At 69.0% G+C, this 17,483-nt stretch carries 14 protein-coding genes, 1 tRNA gene and 1 other RNA gene; 3 read left to right on the top strand and 13 right to left on the bottom strand.

Annotation, left to right across the window (positions count from 1 at the left end; all coding sequences use genetic code 11):
- Nucleotides 1-43: 43 nt before the first annotated feature.
- Entirely contained in the window at nt 44-1,291 is a 1,248-nt protein-coding gene (gene tyrS, locus I5731_RS15100) for a tyrosine--tRNA ligase (protein WP_197312242.1), read from the top strand.
- Nucleotides 1,292-1,364: 73 nt separating this feature from the next.
- Here tyrS and I5731_RS15095 read toward each other — a convergent pair whose 3' ends face one another.
- The 6 genes from I5731_RS15095 to I5731_RS15070 all read right to left on the bottom strand — a co-directional run bounded on the left by I5731_RS15095 (nt 1,365) and on the right by I5731_RS15070 (nt 5,670).
- On the bottom strand, nt 1,365-1,880 hold the full coding sequence (locus I5731_RS15095) for a BA14K family protein (RefSeq protein WP_235981828.1): 516 nt from the start codon (nt 1,878-1,880) through the stop codon (nt 1,365-1,367).
- Between the two features lie 220 nt (nt 1,881-2,100).
- Nucleotides 2,101-2,586: a BA14K family protein gene (locus I5731_RS15090; protein ID WP_328838927.1), complete on the bottom strand. Its 486-nt coding sequence runs from the start codon at nt 2,584-2,586 to the stop codon at nt 2,101-2,103.
- A gap of 213 nt (nt 2,587-2,799) precedes the next feature.
- Nucleotides 2,800-3,192, bottom strand: an RNA gene (rnpB, locus tag I5731_RS15085) — RNase P RNA component class A.
- A gap of 56 nt (nt 3,193-3,248) precedes the next feature.
- Entirely contained in the window at nt 3,249-3,887 is a 639-nt protein-coding gene (locus I5731_RS15080; protein WP_328838925.1) for a lytic transglycosylase domain-containing protein, read from the bottom strand.
- A 320-nt stretch (nt 3,888-4,207) separates the two neighbouring features.
- The gene (locus tag I5731_RS15075) at nt 4,208-4,963 is read right to left on the bottom strand and encodes an N-acetylmuramoyl-L-alanine amidase (protein WP_197312241.1); all 756 of its coding nucleotides are present in this window, start codon (nt 4,961-4,963) and stop codon (nt 4,208-4,210) included.
- Nucleotides 4,963-5,670 (bottom strand): J domain-containing protein, encoded by a 708-nt coding sequence (locus I5731_RS15070; RefSeq protein ID WP_197312240.1) that lies wholly within the window; start codon nt 5,668-5,670, stop codon nt 4,963-4,965. Before I5731_RS15070 ends, I5731_RS15075 begins: the two co-directional genes overlap by 1 nt.
- A gap of 379 nt (nt 5,671-6,049) precedes the next feature.
- On the opposite strand from I5731_RS15070, the gene I5731_RS15065 reads away from it, so the two are divergent.
- Nucleotides 6,050-6,961, top strand: coding sequence for an agmatinase (locus tag I5731_RS15065; RefSeq protein WP_197312239.1), 912 nt, complete (start codon nt 6,050-6,052; stop codon nt 6,959-6,961).
- A 20-nt stretch (nt 6,962-6,981) separates the two neighbouring features.
- On the opposite strand, the gene putA is transcribed toward I5731_RS15065, so the two are convergent.
- Nucleotides 6,982-10,131 (bottom strand): bifunctional proline dehydrogenase/L-glutamate gamma-semialdehyde dehydrogenase PutA, encoded by a 3,150-nt coding sequence (gene putA, locus I5731_RS15060; protein ID WP_197312238.1) that lies wholly within the window; start codon nt 10,129-10,131, stop codon nt 6,982-6,984.
- Nucleotides 10,132-10,299: 168 nt separating this feature from the next.
- Between putA and I5731_RS15055 the strand changes: the two genes are divergently transcribed.
- Complete coding sequence (locus I5731_RS15055; protein WP_197312237.1) at nt 10,300-10,788, top strand: Lrp/AsnC ligand binding domain-containing protein; 489 nt, start codon at nt 10,300-10,302, stop codon at nt 10,786-10,788.
- Between the two features lie 28 nt (nt 10,789-10,816).
- On the opposite strand, the gene gnd is transcribed toward I5731_RS15055, so the two are convergent.
- The 6 genes from gnd to I5731_RS15025 all read right to left on the bottom strand — a co-directional run.
- Nucleotides 10,817-11,794: a phosphogluconate dehydrogenase (NAD(+)-dependent, decarboxylating) gene (gnd, locus tag I5731_RS15050; RefSeq protein ID WP_197312236.1), complete on the bottom strand. Its 978-nt coding sequence runs from the start codon at nt 11,792-11,794 to the stop codon at nt 10,817-10,819.
- Nucleotides 11,795-11,994: 200 nt separating this feature from the next.
- Entirely contained in the window at nt 11,995-13,347 is a 1,353-nt protein-coding gene (gene tig, locus I5731_RS15045; RefSeq protein ID WP_197312235.1) for a trigger factor, read from the bottom strand.
- Nucleotides 13,348-13,519: 172 nt separating this feature from the next.
- Nucleotides 13,520-13,604: transfer RNA gene (locus tag I5731_RS15040), tRNA-Leu, on the bottom strand.
- 222 nt (nt 13,605-13,826) lie between these two features.
- The gene (araD, locus tag I5731_RS15035; protein ID WP_197312234.1) at nt 13,827-15,569 is read right to left on the bottom strand and encodes an L-arabinonate dehydratase; all 1,743 of its coding nucleotides are present in this window, start codon (nt 15,567-15,569) and stop codon (nt 13,827-13,829) included.
- A gap of 64 nt (nt 15,570-15,633) precedes the next feature.
- Entirely contained in the window at nt 15,634-16,410 is a 777-nt protein-coding gene (locus I5731_RS15030) for an SDR family NAD(P)-dependent oxidoreductase (protein ID WP_197312233.1), read from the bottom strand.
- A gap of 5 nt (nt 16,411-16,415) precedes the next feature.
- Nucleotides 16,416-17,483: aldehyde dehydrogenase family protein (locus I5731_RS15025; protein ID WP_197312232.1), on the bottom strand; the 1,068-nt coding region annotated here is incomplete at its 5' end.

Below are 17,483 nucleotides of genomic sequence, written 5' to 3'. Positions count from 1 at the left end.
CACGCCGCGCGGTTGCCCGGCGACCTCAAGGGAACAAGGTGTCATGAGCGGGTTCAAGTCGGATTTCCTGCGCGTCCTGTCGGAGCGCGGTTTCGTCCATCAGATCTCCGATCCGGAAGGTCTCGACGCGGCGGCGCTGAAGGGTCCGATCACCGCGTATATCGGCTTCGACGCCACGGCGCCCAGCCTGCACGCCGGGTCGCTGATCCAGATCATGATGCTGCACTGGATGCAGCAGACCGGCCACAAGCCGATCGCGCTGATGGGCGGCGGCACCTCGATGGTCGGTGATCCCTCGTTCAAGGACGAGGCGCGCAAGCTGCTGACGCCTGAGGACATCGAGCGGAACCTCGTCGGCATCCGGCGCTGCTTTGCCCGCTACCTCGACTTCGACGGCGGCAAGGCGCTGATGGTCAACAACGCCGACTGGCTGCTCGGCATCAACTACCTCGAGTTCCTGCGCGACGTCGGCCGGCACTTCTCGGTCAACCGCATGCTGGCGTTCGATTCGGTGAAGCTGCGGCTCGACCGCGAGCAGTCGCTGTCGTTCCTCGAATTCAACTACATGATCCTGCAGGCCTACGACTTCGTCGAGCTCAACCGGCGGCTCGGCTGCGTGCTGCAGATGGGCGGCTCCGATCAGTGGGGCAACATCATCAACGGCATCGACCTCGGCCGACGCATGCACGACGTGTCGCTCTACGCCCTCACCTCGCCGCTGCTCACCACCTCGTCGGGCGCCAAGATGGGCAAGACGGCGAACGGAGCGGTCTGGCTCAATGCCGACCAGCTTAGCCCCTACGACTTCTGGCAGTACTGGCGCAACACCGAGGACGCCGACGTGGAGCGCTTCCTGAAGCTCTACACGACGTTGCCGCTGTCCGAGGTCGCCCGGCTCGCGGCGCTGGGGGGCGCTGAGATCAACGAGGCGAAGAAGGTGCTGGCCGGCGAGATTACCGCGCTGCTGCACGGCCGCGAGGCCGCAGAGGCCGCCGCCGAGACCGCGCGCCGGACCTTTGAGGAAGGCGCCCTCGGCAGCGACCTGCCGACGGTGGCGATCGCCGCGGGCGATCTCGAGGCCGGGCTCGGGGTTCTCACCGCCTTCGTGCGCGCCGGGCTCGTCGCCTCGAACGGCGAGGCTCGCCGGGCGCTCGACGGCGGCGCGCTGAAGGTGAACGACGCAGCGGTGACGGACGCCCGAGCGACGCTCACTGCCGCCGACCTCAACGCCGACCGGGTGATCAAACTGTCGTTCGGCCGCAAGAAGCATGTGCTGCTGAAAGCCGGCTGACGCGTTCCAAGATCGCCACGCAAACGAAAACCCCGGCCAGTGGCCGGGGTTTTTTGCGATTAGAGCCAGTTGGTTACTGGCAGTAGTGACGGTAGCCGTCGTAGCCCATGTAGGTGCCCGACTGCGGGTCGAACGAGCGGTACTTCGAGCTGCAGTAGCGGTACCAGCCCTGGCTGCCGGGCGCATAGCCACCTGCAGCGGGGGCGCTGTTGTAGGTCACCCGCGGCGGCGAATAGCCGGGCTGTGCCAACGCACCGCCGATGATCGCGCCTGCGGCGAGGCCGGCAATGCCGGCACCGATCATGGCGCCATTGTTGTTGTGGCGACGGTAATAGTGGCGGCGGTCGTGATAGCGGTCACCGCGGCGATCCGCGAAGAACGGGCGCCGGAAATCGTCGCGGCGCTGAACATGACGCGGACGCTTCTTCCAGTAGCCATTGTGACGCTCGCGCGCTTCGGCCTGCGTCGCCGTCACCGGAACGGTCACGACGGTGAGGCTGGTCGCCGCGATCACGGCGGCAAGCATCGTCGAGAGTATACGCCGTCCACCCGTCCGGGTCGCAGCGGTACCATTGATTGCCTGAGCCATTGTTGGCCTCCTTGCAGCTCGTTTCTTTCCCCGTCGTCTCGCCCCGGCCTTACGGTCCGAGCCTTGTGACGACAACGTGCCGGCAGCCTAGGAGTTCCAACCTGAACCCAAGCTGAACCGTCCAGACGGTAAAAAAAAACCCCGGGAAAGCTCCCCGGGGGCGGTTATGGACGTCGATCGGGATGGGCGGGGCGCCGGATGCGGCGCGGCGATACCCGGTTTACTGGCAGAAGTGCCGCATGCCGTCGTAGCCGACGAAGGTCCCGGACTGCGGGTCGAACGAGCGGTAGCGCGACTCGCAGTAGCTGTACCAGCCGGCCGAATAGGCCGGGTAGCCGCCGGCCGGCGGCGCGGAGCTGTAGACCACCGGCGGCGCCTGGTAATAGACGGGCGGGGCTTCGTAATAGACCGGCGGCGGCGGCGGCGCGACGTAGGTCACGGGCGGCGGCGCATAGCGCGGCGGAGCCGCGAGCGCGGTGCCGAGCAGCGCCCCGACCGCGAGGCCGGCCACGCCCGCACCCACGACCGCGCCGCTGTCGTAGTGGCGGCGGTGGTTGTAGCGGCGGTTGTCGTAATAGCGGTGCTGATCGGGGTAGCGGCGCCACTGGTCGCGCGCCTCGGCGCTGGACACCGTCAAGGGGGCGCTCACCAGCGACATGCCGGTCGCGGCAAGCGCGACGACGAGCAGCGAAGACACCCCACGCACCACGCGGCGTCCGGCCGCCTTCGACATCATGACCATGACCATTTTCGTTTCTCCTCGCGATCCCGGGCCCGCCGGCCGCTCATCCGATCGCCGCTGACCTCCAGCGTTGAACGGATCCTAGCGGCGCCAAGCTGAACCGGAGCTGAACCGACGATGGCCCCGCATCAAGGCGGATCGGGGGCATGGGCGGCGGTGTGCGGGGAAACGAAGGAAAATGCCAGCCGGTCTGTAAGCCGGGTTCTGTGCGACGGGTTTCCCCGTCCGACGACCATTCATCTGGGACGCCCGTTACCGGACGCCTCGTGCAACCCACCCGGGCGACTGGCTCGGAAACGAACTGGGCGCCTGAAAAGCGCCCGCGCCGCCCCTATTCGGTTTTGCTCCCGGTGGGGTTTGCCATGCCGCCACCGTTGCCGGCAGCGCGGTGGGCTCTTACCCCACCTTTTCACCCTTACCCCGGGCGGACCCGGGGCGGTTCGATCTCTGTGGCACTTTCCCTGGGGTCGCCCCCGCCGGGCGTTACCCGGCACCGTGTTTCCGTGGAGCCCGGACTTTCCTCCCGGACACGCTTTCGCGTCTCGTCAGGGCGGTCGTCCGACCGGCTGGCGGGCCGGTTAGACAGCGCCACCGCCCGGCCGTCAAGGCCGAACGGCGGCGGTCTCTCAGAGCGATGCGACGTAGCGGTTGACCTTGGCGCAATAGGCGCGGACGCCACGGGTCATGCGGGTCGCGAAATGCCCGGCGTTGTAGCGCAGCACGGCGCCGCAGGTGTCGCCGCCGGCCCGGTCATAGGCGCCGGCGAGATAGGTCATGCCCCAATGGATGTTGGTCTCGAGGTCGTAGAGCCCGGCGGCCGAACCGCGGTAGCCGAGCCCGCGGGCCGTGGACGGGATGATCTGCATCAGGCCGACCGCGCCGGCCGGGCTGCGTGCCTTCGGGTTGAAGTTGCTCTCGACCATGACGACGGCCTCGGCGAACTCCACCGGCACGCCCTTCTCGATGGCGTGCTTGCGGATCAGCGACTTGATGTAGGACTTGCCGCGGTGCTCGTTGCGGGCGGTGCGCTGCGGCGGGGCGATCGACCCGGTGGTCTCGACCTCGCCGGCGTTCGCCGCCTTGGTGGTCCGGCGCTTGGCCTTGGCAGTCTTCGCCTTGGGCGCCGATTCGGCCACGGCTTCGGCTTTCGCCTCCGGGGCAGCGGTGGTCTCGGCTTCCTTGCGGGCATTCGCCTCGCGGATCATGCCGAGGATGCCGACCGGCCGCTCATCGGCCTTCTCGGCGGCGGCCTCGGCCGCGGGCACCTTGTCCTTCGTCTCCGTTTCCGCTGCCTGAACGCCGATCGACGTTCCAACCAGAATGACAGCAGCCAACGCCGCCGAGCAGGACCTTGTCTTCACCCACATTTCGTATTGCCCGTCCTCTATCCAATAACGAGGCGGCCTTACTGGACAGAAAATCGGGCGGGAATACGACCCGGATCTAGGCGTTGCAGAACGAACGCCAAGAGTGTGGATTTATATTTCGTTAATACTTGGAAGGGCGCGAGATTGTATGCGCAATGATGGCAGAAAAACGGAGCAGACCCGGCCGTTCCAAGGCGGGACGCTGCACTGCACCGACGTCAGGCAAAGCGTGGCAGCTGGCGCAGCAGCGCGGCGAGTGTCTCGATGGTCGAAACGTCGGCGATGCCGTCGACGCGCTCGGGCCTGAAATGGCGCTGGAAGGCCGTTACCACCGCCTCGGTGAGTTCGTCGAAATCTCCCGTCGGCTCAAGGCCATAGCCATAGAGAGCGAGCATCGCCTGCAGTGCCTCGACCGGCTGCCCGCGATCGCCGCGCTGGAAGAAGCGGCCGCCCCGGATCGGGGCCGGCGGCACCCATAATCCGACGCCCGCGGCGGCGAGCCGGTCCCATGGAAATTTTTCACCCGGATCCTGCTTGCGCAGGGGGGCGACGTCGGAATGGGCGAGGACCGCCTGTGGAAAAATGGTGCGCCGCAGCATGATCGAGCGCACGAGCGCGATCACCGCCTCGACCTGCGGCTGCGGAAATTCGGCGTAACCGTGTTCATGGCCCGGATTTTCGATCTCGATGCCGATCGAACGCGAGTTGATATCGGCCTTGCCGTGCCAGTTGGAGATGCCGGCGTGCCAAGCGCGGCGCTCCTCCGGCACCATCTGCACCAGTCGCCCGTCGGCATGGACGAAGTAATGCGACGAGACCTGCGAGCGCGGGTCGCACAGCCAGGCCAGCGCGCCCTCCCCGGACGGCATGCCGGTATAGTGCAGGATCACGAGCTCGATGGCGGCGCCGTCCGGCCGCGGCCCGTGGTTGGGCGACGGCCGCTCCTCGACGGCGAGGTCGAACGGATCGACCATCAGACGGCGAATTCCCGCTCGATCCGCTCATAGGCGCCGTTGAGCCGCGCGAGGCGGTCGGTCGCCATGCGGACGCACTCGGCCGGCACGCCGCGGCCGATCAGCCGGTCCGGGTGGGTTTCGCCGACGAGGCGACGGTAGTGCCGCTTGATGTCGTCGGGATGGGTGCCGCGGGGAATGCCGAGGATCACGTAGGGATCGGAGGCGTCGGCCCGCACGTGGCGGGCGAGCGTGCGCATGAAGGCGCCTTCCGAGATCCTGAAGATGCGGCCGACCTCCTCGAGGAAGGCGAGCTCGCGCTCGTGCACGACGCCGTCCGAGGCGGCGATCATGAACAGGCCGTCGAGGATGTTCTCCAGCATCGCCGGATCGTCGGTATGCATCGCGGCGATCCGCTCCGCATAGAGGTCGAAGCCGGCGACATCCTGCTTGGCGAGATTGAACAGCCGCGCGACGTTGCGCCGTTCCGCGTCGGGCACGACGAACAGCTTCTTGACGATCTCGACCTCGTCCTCGCTGACGACGCCGTCGGCCTTCGCCATCTTGGCGACCAGCGCGATCATCGACACGGTGAAGGCCACCTCGCGCCGGGTCTCGCCGCTGAAGGTCTCGCGCACCAGCGTGACGATATGGTCGATGAAGCCACTGACGGCGGTGACGGCCGGCAGGCGGGCGAGGAGTTCGGAAAGGCGGGTCCAGATCGACATGACGGAAGGAGTCTACGCGACCCGCGGTCCAGACGCCAAGTCCGCAGCACCCCGATCGATGGCCGTGCGCGAAATTGTCATGTCGCGGTGAACGAAACGGGAAGAATGTGAACCGGGCGTAGCGAAGCCTGCACAACACTCGTTTGGTCCGCGCAGGCGCACCATCCACGACCCGCAGCCTCGCATGAACCGCGGCTCCGATGGATTGTCCATCCTTCGTTCAGAAGCGGGCGCGGCGCACGGCCACCCGTGGGGCCTTCGTGGATGGCCCGCCTGCGCGGACCATGACGACCGCTGCTTCGTCCCTCCCGGTTTCCATCTTCAAATCGCACGTCCCTTCGACGACACTCGCTGCGCTTCCAAGATCCGAAGGACCGCCATGACCGCCTCGCCCAGCTTCCTCGGCTTCCCCGATCGCCTCGCCGCGGGCGATCCTCCCCGTGTGGTGATCTTCGGTGCCGGGCACGGCACCACCTATCCCGGCAAGGACAGCAGCGACCTGGCGCTGGCGCCGAGTGCGATCCGGGCGGCGAGCGAGGCCGATGCGGGTCTCGTGGGCAACTGGGATTTCGATCTCGGCGGGCCGCTGTTCGCGGGCGGGCCGATCTGCTGCGTCGACGCCGACGACGTGCCGACGACGATGGGCGACAATGCGGGCAACCGGGACCGGATCGCGGCGAAGACGCGCGAGGTGCTGGCGGGATCCGCGGTGCCGATCCTCCTCGGCGGCGACGACTCGGTGCCGATCCCCTTCCTCGAGGCGTTCGCCAAGCACGGGCCGATCTGGATCCTGCAGATCGACGCGCACCTCGACTGGCGCGACGAGGTGCACGGCGAACGGCTCGGCTATTCGAGCCCGATGCGGCGGGCGAGCGAGATGAAGCACGTCGCCGGCATGGTGCAGGTCGGCCTGCGCAGCGTCGGCAGCGCCCGCGACGCCGAGATCGCCGACGCACAAGCCTTCGGCAGCCGCCTCGTCACCGCCCGCGAGGTGCACGCCGGCGGCGTCGAGGCCGCCTTGCGGCATATCCCCGAGGGCGCGCGGGTGGTCGTCACGCTCGACTGCGACGGCCTCGACCCCGGCTTCATGCCGGGCGTCGGCGCGCGTACGCCGGGCGGCCTCACCTATACCCAGGTGATCGACCTGATCGCCGGCGCGGGCACGCGTCGGCAGATCGTCGGCTGCGACATCGTCGAGCTCTATCCACCCAACGACGTCGGCGGCCTCTCGGCGATCACCGCCGCGCGGATCCTCGTCAACATGAGCGGCACGATCGTGCGGCAGGGCTGAGCCCTCGCCCACAGTGCGCTCTACTCCTCGCCCATCGCGATCAGCGTCGCGTTGCCGCCGGCGGCCGCGGTGTTGACCGAGACCACCTGCTCCTGCGCGAAGCGGGTGAGATAGAGCGGGCCACCGGCCTTCGGGCCGGTGCCGGAGAGGCCGGACCCGCCGAAGGGCTGCGAGCCGACCACGGCGCCGATCATGTTGCGGTTGACGTAGACATTGCCGACGGCGAGCCGGTCGACGACGCGCTTCACCGTGCCGTCGATGCGCGAGTGGACGCCGAGGGTGAGGCCGTAGCCGCTGGCGGCGATGTCGTCGAGCACCCGGTCGAGCCCGTTCGACTTCCAGCGCACGACGTGCAGCACGGGACCGAACACCTCGCGGTCGAGGTCCTTGGCCGCGGCGAGCTCGATGATGGTCGGCGCGACATACGTGCCGCGGGCGAGCGTGCCGCCCGGCAGACGTCCTTCGAAGCGGACGCGGCCGGCGGTGCGGGCGGCGTCGACGTGGGCGTCGATGCCGGCCTTGGCCTCAAGGTCGATGATCGGGCCGACGTCGGTCGCCGGATCGGCCGGGTCGCCGACGGTGAGTTCCGCGGCGGCGCCGGCGATCAGCGCCAGCATGTGGTCGGCGACGTCCTCCTGCAGGAACAGCAGCCGCAGCGCCGAGCAGCGCTGGCCGGCCGAGCGGAACGCCGACAGCACGACGTCGTCGGCGACCTGCTCGCCGAGCGCGGTCGCGTCGACCAGCATGGCGTTGAGCCCGCCGGTTTCCGCGATCAGCGGCACGATCGGGCCGCGCTTGTTCGCCAGCGTCCGGTTGATCGCCCAGGCCGTCTCGGTCGATCCGGTGAAGACGACGCCGGCGATGGACGGATCGGCGGTCAGGGCGGCGCCGACGGCGCCGTCGCCGGGCACCAGCGCCAGCGCGCCCGCCGGGACGCCGGCCTCGTGCAGGATGCGCACGCCCTCGGCCGCGATCAGCGGGGTCTGTTCGGCGGGCTTGGCGACGACGGTGTTGCCGGCGGCGAGCGCCGCGGTCACTTGCCCCATGAAGATCGCCAGCGGGAAATTCCACGGGCTGATCGCGACGAAGACGCCGCGGCCGCGGTGGCAGAGGCGGTTGTCTTCGCCGGTCGGGCCGGGCAGATGCGCGTCGGCGCCGAACAGGCGCAGCGCCTCGGCGGCGTAGTAGCGGCAGAAGTCCACCGCCTCACGCACCTCGGCGAGACCGTCGACCAGCGTCTTGCCGGCCTCGGCGGCGAGCAGCGCGATCAGGCGCTCGCGGCGCGCCTCCATCAGGTCGGCCGCGCGCTCCAGCGCGGCGGCGCGGGTGGCGGCGGGTGTCGCGGCCCAGGCGGGGAACGCCGCACGGGCCGCCGCGATCGCCGCCGTGGCGGTCTCGGCGCTCGCCTCGATGACGACGCCGACCTCGGTGCGCCCGTCGGCCGGGCTGACGACGGAGCGGCGGCGACCCGGCGCGGGCTGGCCCGAAATCAGCGGCGCTGCCGGCTGGCCCGGCGCTTCGGCGGCGGCGATGGCGGCAAAAAACGCGGTCCGCGCCGCGTCGTCGCCGAGTTCGACGCCGCGTGAATTGAGGCGCGGGGCAAAGATATGAGCCGGCTTAGGAATTGCCCCGTGCCGCGCATGGCGACCGCCGTCCAGCACCTCCTGCGGCCGGCGGATCAGGCTCGCGACCGCGACATTGGGATCGCCGACGCCGGCGACGAAGGACGAATTGGCGCCGTTTTCGAGCAGGCGTCGCACCAGATAGGCGAGCAGGTCGCGGTGGCCGCCGACGGGGGCATAGATGCGGCAAGGGTGGCCGTCGCTCTCCGTCACCTGGCGGTAGAGCGCCTCGCCCATGCCGTGCAGGCGCTGGAACTCGAAGCTCGCCTTGTCGGCGCCGTGTCCGCCGGCCATCTCGATCACCTCGGCGACCGAGAGCGCGTTGTGGGTGGCGAACTGCGGGAAGATGCGCGGCCGCGCGTCGAGCAGCCGCTTCGCCGCGGCGAGATAGGAGAGGTCGGTCGCCGCCTTGCGGGTGAAGACGGGAAAATCGTCCAGCCCGCGCTCCTGCGCCCGCTTCACCTCGGTATCCCAGTAGGCGCCCTTGACCAGGCGGACCATGAAGCGGCGGTCGAGGCCGGCGCCGAGGTCGCGCACCCAGTCGACGACGTGCACCGCGCGCTTCTGGTAGGCCTGGACGGCGAGGCCAAAACCATCCCAGCCCTTGAGGCTCGGATCGGCCGCGACGGCGCCGATGATCTCCAGCGACAGGGCGAGCCGGTCCGCCTCCTCCGCATCGACGGTGAGGTTGAGGTCGTAGGCCTTGGCGGCGCGGGCGAGATCGAGCAGGCGCGGGCAGAGTTCGCGCTGCAGGCGGTCGAGCTTGACGATCTCATAGCGCGGATGCAGCGCGGAGAGCTTGATCGAGATGCCCGGCCGGTTCGGCAGCGCGGCGTTGCCGGCCGAGCGGCCGATCGCGTCGATCGCTTTGGAATACGACAGGAAGTAGCGCTCGGCATCGAGGGCGGTACGCGCGCCCTCCCCCAGCATGTCGTAGGAGTGCCGGTAGCCCTTGCCCTCCAGCGACCGGGCGCGCGACAGCGCCGCCTCGATCGTCTCGCCGAGCACGAACTGGTGCCCCATCACCCGCATCGCCTGGCGCGTCGCGGTGCGCACGGCCGGCAGGCCGAGGCGCTTGACGAGGCCGGAGATCACGCCGTCCGGCGTTTCGCCCGGCTGCACGATGCGCGTGGTGATGCCGAGCGCCCAGGCGGACGCCGAGACCAGCAGCGGGTCACCGGATTTCCGGGAGCCGTCGAACTGCGCTGCGGCGAGCTTGTCCTCGATCAGCCGGTCGGCTGTCGCCCCATCCGGCACGCGGAGCAGCGCCTCGGCGAGCACCATCACCGCGAGCCCCTCCTTGGTCGAGAGGCTGTAGGCGTGGAGAAAATCCTCGACGCCGCCGAGTGCCGACTGGCGGGCGCGAATGCCGTTGATGGTGCGGATCGCCGCGGCGTCGACCCGGGCGTGCTGCTCGCTCGTCGCAATACCGACGTCGGCGAGCAGGGCCGCCACGACCTCCTCGTCCGGCGGCGCATAGGCCGCGGTGAAGGCCGGCCTGGGCTCGGGCGCGAGCGGCTTGAACAGCGAGGGAGTGGGCGACGACATGGACGCTCCGCGCAATGTGAGGCTGGATGATTTCGCTACAATACCTGTCTTCTGATCATGCGTTTCGCCAAAGATGACGCAAAATGCCGCGTAAAATCTTGCAGGAGGCAGGTTTGGCCGCGATAGTCGCTTTACTCCAAATTTCTGTCAGTGAAAGGCCCGCCCCGCATGACCTCCCCGTCCGACGCCGTTGCCGTCGTCGACCTCGACCGCATCGACCGGCGGATCCTGCTGGCGCTGCAGGCCGACGGCCGCATCACCAACCTCGACCTCGCCGACACCGTCGGCCTGTCGCCGACGGCCACCGCCGAGCGGGTGAAGCGGCTGACGCGCGAGGGCTACATCCTCGGCTATTCCGCCCGCCTCGACCCGGCGAAGCTCAACCGCGCCCTGCTTGTCTTCGTCGAGATCAAGCTCGATCGCATGACGCCGGAAGTGTTCTCCACCTTCGCCGCCGCGATCGCCCGGGCGCCGCAGGTGCTCGAATGCCACATGATTGCAGGCGGTTTCGACTACCTCGTCAAGGCGCGCGTCGGCACGATGGAGGATTATCGCGCGTTTCTCTCCGACGTGCTGATGGCGCTGCCGGGTGTGCGCGAAACGCACACCTATCCGGTGATGGAAGAGGTGAAGAACACCGCCGCGCTGGCGCTGTAGCGCGCCGGCGCGGTCCGGTGCGCCGGGCTCACTTCGGCCGTTCGATGTGACCGCCGAAGCCGAAACGCATCGCCGAGAGCAGCCGGTCGGCGAAGGTGTGCTCGTCGCGCGAGCGGAAACGCGCGAACAGCGAGGCCGCGAGCACCGGCGTCGGCACCGCCTCCTGGATTGCCGCCTCGATCGTCCAGCGCCCCTCGCCGCTGTCCGGCACCGCGCCGCGGAAGCCCTCGAGCCGGCCGTCGCCGCCGAGCGCCTCGGCGGTGAGGTCGAGCAGCCACGACGAGACGACGCTGCCGCGGCGCCAGACCTCGGCGATGTCGGCGACCTCGAAGTCGTAGCGCTCGTTCTCGGGCAGGTCGGCGGAGCCGCGGCGATAGAGGATGTCGAAGCCCTCGGCGTAGGCCTGCATCAGGCCGTATTCGATGCCGTTGTGGACCATCTTGACGAAGTGCCCCGCCCCGGCCGGGCCGGCGTGGATGTAGCCGCGCGCGGCGCGGTCGTCGGCGAGCTTGCGGGTGCTGGTGCGCGCGACCTCGCCATAGCCGGGCGCCAGCGTCTCGAAGATCGGCTCCAGCCGGGCGAAGATCGCGGTGTCGCCGCCGACCATCAGGCAGTAGCCGCGCTCGAGGCCCCAGACGCCGCCGGACGTGCCGACGTCCATGTAGTGGATGCCCTTCTCACGCAGGGTGGCGGCGCGGCGAATGTCGTGCTTCCAGAAGGTGTTGCCGCCGTCGATGACGACGTCGTCGGGATCGAGCAATTCGCCGAGTTCCGCGACGGCGGTCTCCGTGACATCGCCCTCGGGCAGCATGAGCCAGACCGCCCGCGGCCGCGCGAGCTTCGCCACCATGTCCGCCAGCCCGGCGGCGGGTGCCATGTCCTCGGCGGCGAGCGCCTCGGTCGCCTCGCTCGACCGGTCGAACACCACCGGCGCATGACCCCCGCGCTGCAGCCGCCGGGCGATATTGCCGCCCATCCGGCCGAGACCTACAATTCCGATCTGCATCGTTCAAGGCTCCCGTTCAGACGCCGGCACCAGGCCGGCGAGGATTTTGGGAGTTAGATCATGCGCCGGCGGGGTGCGACAACATGTCCGACGACCGCCTTGGGCGATCGGACGGGCCGATGCCGCGAAAATGAACGGATCCAACAAAAAGGGCCGGGCGTCGCCGCCCGGCCCTTCCCGGATTTCAAATCAGTTGCCGATCAGGCGGCGATGTCGTCGGTTTCCTCGGCGAACAGCTCGTCCTTGGCGACGGTCTTGTCGTTCACCGTGACGAGGGTCAGCAGGTGGTCGACGACCTTTTCCTCGAACACCGGCGCCTGCAGCGAGGCGAGCGCCTGGGCGTCCTTGCGGTAGAACTCGACGACCTCGCGCTCCTGGCCGGGGAACTGGCGGGCCCGCTCGATCAGCGCGCGCTGCAGCTCCTGCTCGTTGACCTTGACGCCGGCCTCCTCGCCGATCTTCGACAGCACGAGGCCGAGGCGCACGCGGCGCTCCGCGATCTTCATGTAGTCGGCGCGGGTCTGCTCCTCGGTGGTCTCTTCCTGCTCGAAGGTCTTGCCGGACTGGGCCATTTCGGTGGTCACCTGCCGCCAGATGATGTCGAACTCCTGCTGCACCAGCGTCGGCGGCAGCTCGAAGGAATAGAGCCCGTCGAGCGCGTCGAGCAGCTGGCGCTTGACCTTCTGGCGCGTCTGCTGGCCGTACTGGCTCTGGATCTGGCCGCGGATCAGCTCCTTTAGCTTCTCCATCGACTCGATGCCGAGGTTGCTGGCGAAGGCGTCGTCGAGCACGAGCTCACCCGGGGCCGAAACCTCGAAGATCTCGACGTCGAAGGTGACTTCCTGGCCGGCGAGGTTCGGGGCCGGGTACTCGGCCGGGAACGTCACGTTGAGCGTCTTCTTGTCGCCGACCTTGGCGCCGACGAGCTGCTCCTCGAAGCCGGGGATGAAGCGGTTGGAGCCGAGCACGAGATAGGCGCGGTCGTCGCTGCCGCCCTCGAAGGGCTCGTCGCCGAGCTTGCCGACGTAGGACAGCGTCAGCCGGTCGCCGTTTTCGGCGGCGACGCCGTCTTCGCGCGGCTCGAACTCGCGCGAGCCTTCGGCGATCTGCTTCAGCTGCTCGTCGATCTCCGAGTCGGCGACGTCGGCGATCGGGCGCTCGATGGTGATGCCGTCGACCGAGGCGATCTCGAAGTCCGGGATCACTTCATAGGTGACGGTGAAGGCGAGATCCGCGCCGCCCTCGATCACGGCCGTCGCCTTGTCGTCCGACAGGTCGATCGACGGCTGGATCGCCGCCTTCTCGTTGCGGTCTTCCAGAGCCTTGCGGCTCGAATCACCGATTGCGGTGTTGACGATGTCGGCCATGGCCGACTTGCCGTAGAGCTTGCGGACGTGGGCGAGCGGCACCTTGCCGGGACGGAAGCCCTTGAGCTGGACGCGGCCCTTGAGGTCCTCGAGCGTCTTGTCGAGACGGCTCGCCAGTTCGCTGGCGGGCACCACGATCTCGAGTTCGCGCTTCAGTCCGTCGGAAACTTTCTCGTTGACCTGCATCGATTGTTCTTTCGTCCCTGTCCTGAACCGTGCGCGACGCGGCGTCCGGCCGTTTCGGCTCATGCGCAAATCTCGGAAGCGGCACGGTTCCGGCGCGGCGACGGGCCGATGGCCGCCGTTTCGCTGGGAAACCGGCCATTCGGACGTCGCGCGGCGCCACGCGGGGCGGACTTGGTGCGGGCGGAGGGATTTGAACCCCCACGACTTGCGCCACTGGAACCTAAATCCAGCGTGTCTACCAGTTCCACCACGCCCGCGAGGCCGAGCCGCCAAGGGCCGGCCGCGTGGCGACCGGTCCGAAGCGCCGCCTCTATATCATCTGTGCCGGAGGGGAGAAAGCGAAAATGACGCTTTGGAAACAGCGGAAATCCCGGCTTTCAGCCGAGGCGACGGCCGTTTCGCCGGCTTCGGCGCCGCGGCCGGCGCCGGTTGCATTGCGGTAGCCGCAAACACCGGTCTAAGGCCGGCGTGCCGGCGGCTCAGTGCGAATCGCGCGTGACCGCGCTGCCGCGGCAGCCGACGAGGAAATCGAGGTCGGCGCCCTGGTCGGCCTGCGTCACCCGGCTGACGTAGAGCTCGGCATAACCGCCCACGGGTTTCGGCACCGGCGACACCCAGGCCGCCAGCCGGCGGTCGATCTCGGCCTGCGGCAGGTCGAGCGTCAGCCGGCGCGCCGGCACGTCGACCTCGATGAAATCGCCGGTCTCGACGATCGCCAGCGGGCCGCCGTCGGCGGCTTCCGGCGCGGTGTGCAGGATCACGGTGCCATAGGCCGTGCCGGACATGCGCGCATCCGAGATGCGGATCATGTCCTTGACGCCGGTCTTCAGCACTTTCGCCGGCAGGCCCATGTTGCCGACCTCGGCCATGCCCGGGTAGCCCTTCGGGCCGCAGTACTTCAGCACCATGATGCAGCTCGCGTCGATGTCGAGCGCCTCGTCGTTCACCCGGGCGTGGTAGTCCTCGATGCTGTCGAAGACGACCGCGCGGCCGCGATGCACCATCAGGTGTTCCGACGCAGCGGAGGGCTTCAGCACCGCGCCCTTCGGGGCGAGATTGCCGGTGAGCACGGCGATACCGCCGGACTTGGTCAGTGCCTTCTCGGGCGGCAGGATCACGTCGTCGTCGTAGTTGACGACGTCCTTGACCCCGTCCCAGATCGGCGCGCCGGTGACGGCGAGCGCGTCCTTGTGCAAGAGGCCGAGGTCGCCCACCGCCCGCATCACCACCGGCAAGCCGCCGGCGTAGTAGAACTCTTCCATCAGGTGCTTGCCCGACGGCTGCAGGTTGAGAATGGTCGGCACGTCGCGGCCGAGGCGGTCCCAGTCGTCCAGCGTCAGGTCGATGCCGATGCGGCCGGCGAGCGCGAGGAGGTGCAGCACGGCATTGGTCGAGCCGCCGATCGCGCCGTTGACGCGGATCGCGTTCTCGAAAGCCTGCCGAGTCAGCACGTCGGAGGGCTTCAGGTCGTCCTTCACCATGTCGACGATGCGGCGGCCCGACATCTGCGCCAGCACACGGCGGCGCGCGTCGACGGCGGGGATCGCCGCGTTGCCCGGCAGCGTCATGCCGAGCGCCTCGGCCATCGAGGCCATCGTCGAGGCGGTGCCCATCGTCATGCAGGAGCCGGCGGAGCGGGCCATGCCCTGCTCGGCGTCCATGAACTCCTCCAGCGTCATCTCGCCGGACTTCACCATCTCGGAGAACTGCCAGATCGCCGTGCCGGAGCCAACGTCCTTGCCGCGCCACTTGCCGTTCAACATCGGGCCGCCGGAGACGACGATCGCCGGGATGTCGACGCTGGCGGCGCCCATCATCAGCGACGGCGTGGTCTTGTCGCAGCCGGCGAGCAGCACCACGCCGTCGATCGGATTGGCGCGGATCGATTCCTCGGCGTCCATGGCGGCAAGGTTGCGGAACATCATCGCGGTGGGCCTGAGGGTGCTCTCGCCGCAGGAGAACACGGGGAACTCGACCGGGAAGCCGCCCGCCTCGTAGACGCCGCGCTTCACCCGCTCGGCGATGTCGCGCAGGTGGGCGTTGCACGGGGTCAGTTCCGACCACGTGTTGCAGATGCCGATGATCGGCCGCCCGTCGAAGGTGTCGGCGGGCAGTCCCTGGTTCTTCATCCAGGAGCGATGCATGATCGCGTTCTTGCCGGTGCCGCCGAACCATTCCTGCGATCGCAGCGCACGCGGCCAGGCCGCCTTGACGAAGCTCATCCCTGCATCCCCATTCCTGGCCGGATCGGCGTTTCCCGCGCCGGCGGCACGTTCCGCGGCGGCGTCAGACCCAGCCGCCGTCCACGACGAAATTCTGCGCCGAACACATCCGGGCATCGTCCGAGCCGAGGAACAGCGCCATGCGGGCGATGTCCTCCGGCAGCACGCGGCCGGCGAGGCATTGGCTGCGGTCGATCAGTTCGTTGGCCGAGTCGTCGACCCAGAGGTCGAGCTGGCGCTGCGTCATCACCCAGCCCGGCACCAGCGTGTTGACGCGGATGCCGTGCTTGCCGAGGTCGCGGGCGAACGAGCGGGTCAGGCCGTGCGTCGCGGCCTTGGAGGCCGCATAGGCCGGGTAGCCGCCCGTCGCCATCATCCAGCCGACCGAGCCGAAGTTGACGATCGCGCCGCCGCCCGCCGCGATCATGCCCGGCGCCACCGCCTGGATGGCGAAGAAGGCATGGCGCAGGTTCACGGCGATGCGGCCGTCGAAGTACGCCGGCGTCGCCGTCGCCCAGTCGTGCCGCGTGTCGCTGGCGGCGTTGTTGAGCAGCACGAGCGTCGGCCCGTGTGCCGCCTCGATCGCCGCAATCGCGGCCTTGTAGGCGTCGGTATCGGTGATGTCGCAGGCGGCGAAGCGGACGGTCGCGCCGCCCGCCTCGAGTTCGGCCGCGAGCGCCTCGCCTTCCGCCGCCGCGAGGTCGACGAAGCCGACCCGCGCGCCCTCGGCGGCAAAGGCGCGGACGATCGCCGCCCCGATGCCGGTGGCGCCGCCGGAAATCAGCACCGGCTTGCCTTCAAGGCCCGGGTAGCGGGCGTAGACGGGAGCGCTCGCAGCCATGTCGCTCACCCTGCGGCCGTATAGGCGGTCTTCACGGTGGTGAAGAACTCCGCGGCATAGCGGCCCTGCTCGCGCGAGCCGAAGCTCGAGCCCTTGCGGCCGCCGAAGGGGACGTGGAAGTCGACGCCGGCGGTGGGGAGGTTCACCATCACCATGCCGGCCTCGGCATTGCGCCGGAAGTGCGTGGAGTACTTCAGGCTGGTCGTGCAGATGCCCGACGAGAGGCCGAACGGCGTGTCGTTGGCAAGCTGCAGCGCCTCGTCGTAGTCCTTGACCCGGATCACGCTCGCGACGGGCCCGAAGATCTCCTCGCGCGAGATCCGCATCGCGTTGGTCGCCTCGGTGAAGAGGGCCGGCTGCAGGTAGAAGCCGGGCGTCTCGCGGTTCAGCCGCTCGCCGCCGAAGGCGAGCGTCGCGCCCTCTTTCCGGCCGATCTCGACGTAATCCTGATCCTGCGCGAGCTGGTTCGGGTCGACCACCGGGCCGATGTGGGTGCCGGCCTTCAGCGCGTCGTCGACGACGAGGCCTTTCAGCTTCTCCGTCACGGCGGCGACGAAGCGGTCGTGGATGCCCTCCGTCACGATGAGGCGCGACGAGGCGGTGCAGCGCTGGCCGGTCGAGAAGAAGGCGCCGTTGACGGCGCAGTCGACGGCGACGGCGAGGTCGGCGTCGTCGAGCACCACCAGCGGGTTCTTGCCGCCCATCTCGAGCTGGAACTTGCGCATATGCTCGACACAGGCCGCGGCGACGCGCTTGCCGGTCGCGACCGAGCCGGTGAAGGTCTGCGCGGTGACGTCGGGGCTGTCCAGCATCGCCTGGCCGACCACCGAGCCCTTGCCCATGACGAGGTTGAGCACGCCCTTCGGCAGGCCGGCCCGGTGGAGAATGTCGACGATGGCCCAGGCGCAGCCGGGCACCAGCTCGGCCGGCTTGAACACCACGGTGTTGCCGTAGGCGAGCGCCGGGGCGATCTTCCAGGCGGGGATGGCGATCGGGAAGTTCCACGGCGTGATGATGCCGACGACGCCGACCGGCTCGCGCGTCACCTCGATGCCGACGCCGGGGCGCACGCT

The sequence above is a fragment of the Methylobrevis albus genome (assembly GCF_015904235.1).
In the GTDB taxonomy this organism is placed as follows: Bacteria; Pseudomonadota; Alphaproteobacteria; order Rhizobiales; family Pleomorphomonadaceae; genus Methylobrevis_A; species Methylobrevis_A albus.
This window is presented reverse-complemented; position numbering and strand designations above follow the sequence as displayed.

Excerpts from the sequence above, each read along its gene's own strand:
- I5731_RS15070 (WP_197312240.1), bottom strand. The coding sequence starts at position 5,670 with ATGTCGATCTGGACCCGCCTTTCCGAACTCCTCGCCCGCCTGCCGGCC.
- tig (WP_197312235.1), bottom strand. The coding sequence starts at position 13,347 with ATGCAGGTCAACGAGAAAGTTTCCGACGGACTGAAGCGCGAACTCGAG.
- tyrS (WP_197312242.1), top strand. The coding sequence starts at position 44 with ATGAGCGGGTTCAAGTCGGATTTCCTGCGCGTCCTGTCGGAGCGCGGT.
- araD (WP_197312234.1), bottom strand. The coding sequence starts at position 15,569 with ATGAGCTTCGTCAAGGCGGCCTGGCCGCGTGCGCTGCGATCGCAGGAA.
- I5731_RS15095 (WP_235981828.1), bottom strand. The coding sequence starts at position 1,880 with ATGGCTCAGGCAATCAATGGTACCGCTGCGACCCGGACGGGTGGACGG.
- I5731_RS15030 (WP_197312233.1), bottom strand. The coding sequence starts at position 16,410 with ATGGCTGCGAGCGCTCCCGTCTACGCCCGCTACCCGGGCCTTGAAGGC.
- I5731_RS15075 (WP_197312241.1), bottom strand. The coding sequence starts at position 4,963 with ATGGTCGATCCGTTCGACCTCGCCGTCGAGGAGCGGCCGTCGCCCAAC.
- putA (WP_197312238.1), bottom strand. The coding sequence starts at position 10,131 with ATGTCGTCGCCCACTCCCTCGCTGTTCAAGCCGCTCGCGCCCGAGCCC.
- I5731_RS15065 (WP_197312239.1), top strand. The coding sequence starts at position 6,050 with ATGACCGCCTCGCCCAGCTTCCTCGGCTTCCCCGATCGCCTCGCCGCG.
- I5731_RS15055 (WP_197312237.1), top strand. The coding sequence starts at position 10,300 with ATGACCTCCCCGTCCGACGCCGTTGCCGTCGTCGACCTCGACCGCATC.
- gnd (WP_197312236.1), bottom strand. The coding sequence starts at position 11,794 with ATGCAGATCGGAATTGTAGGTCTCGGCCGGATGGGCGGCAATATCGCC.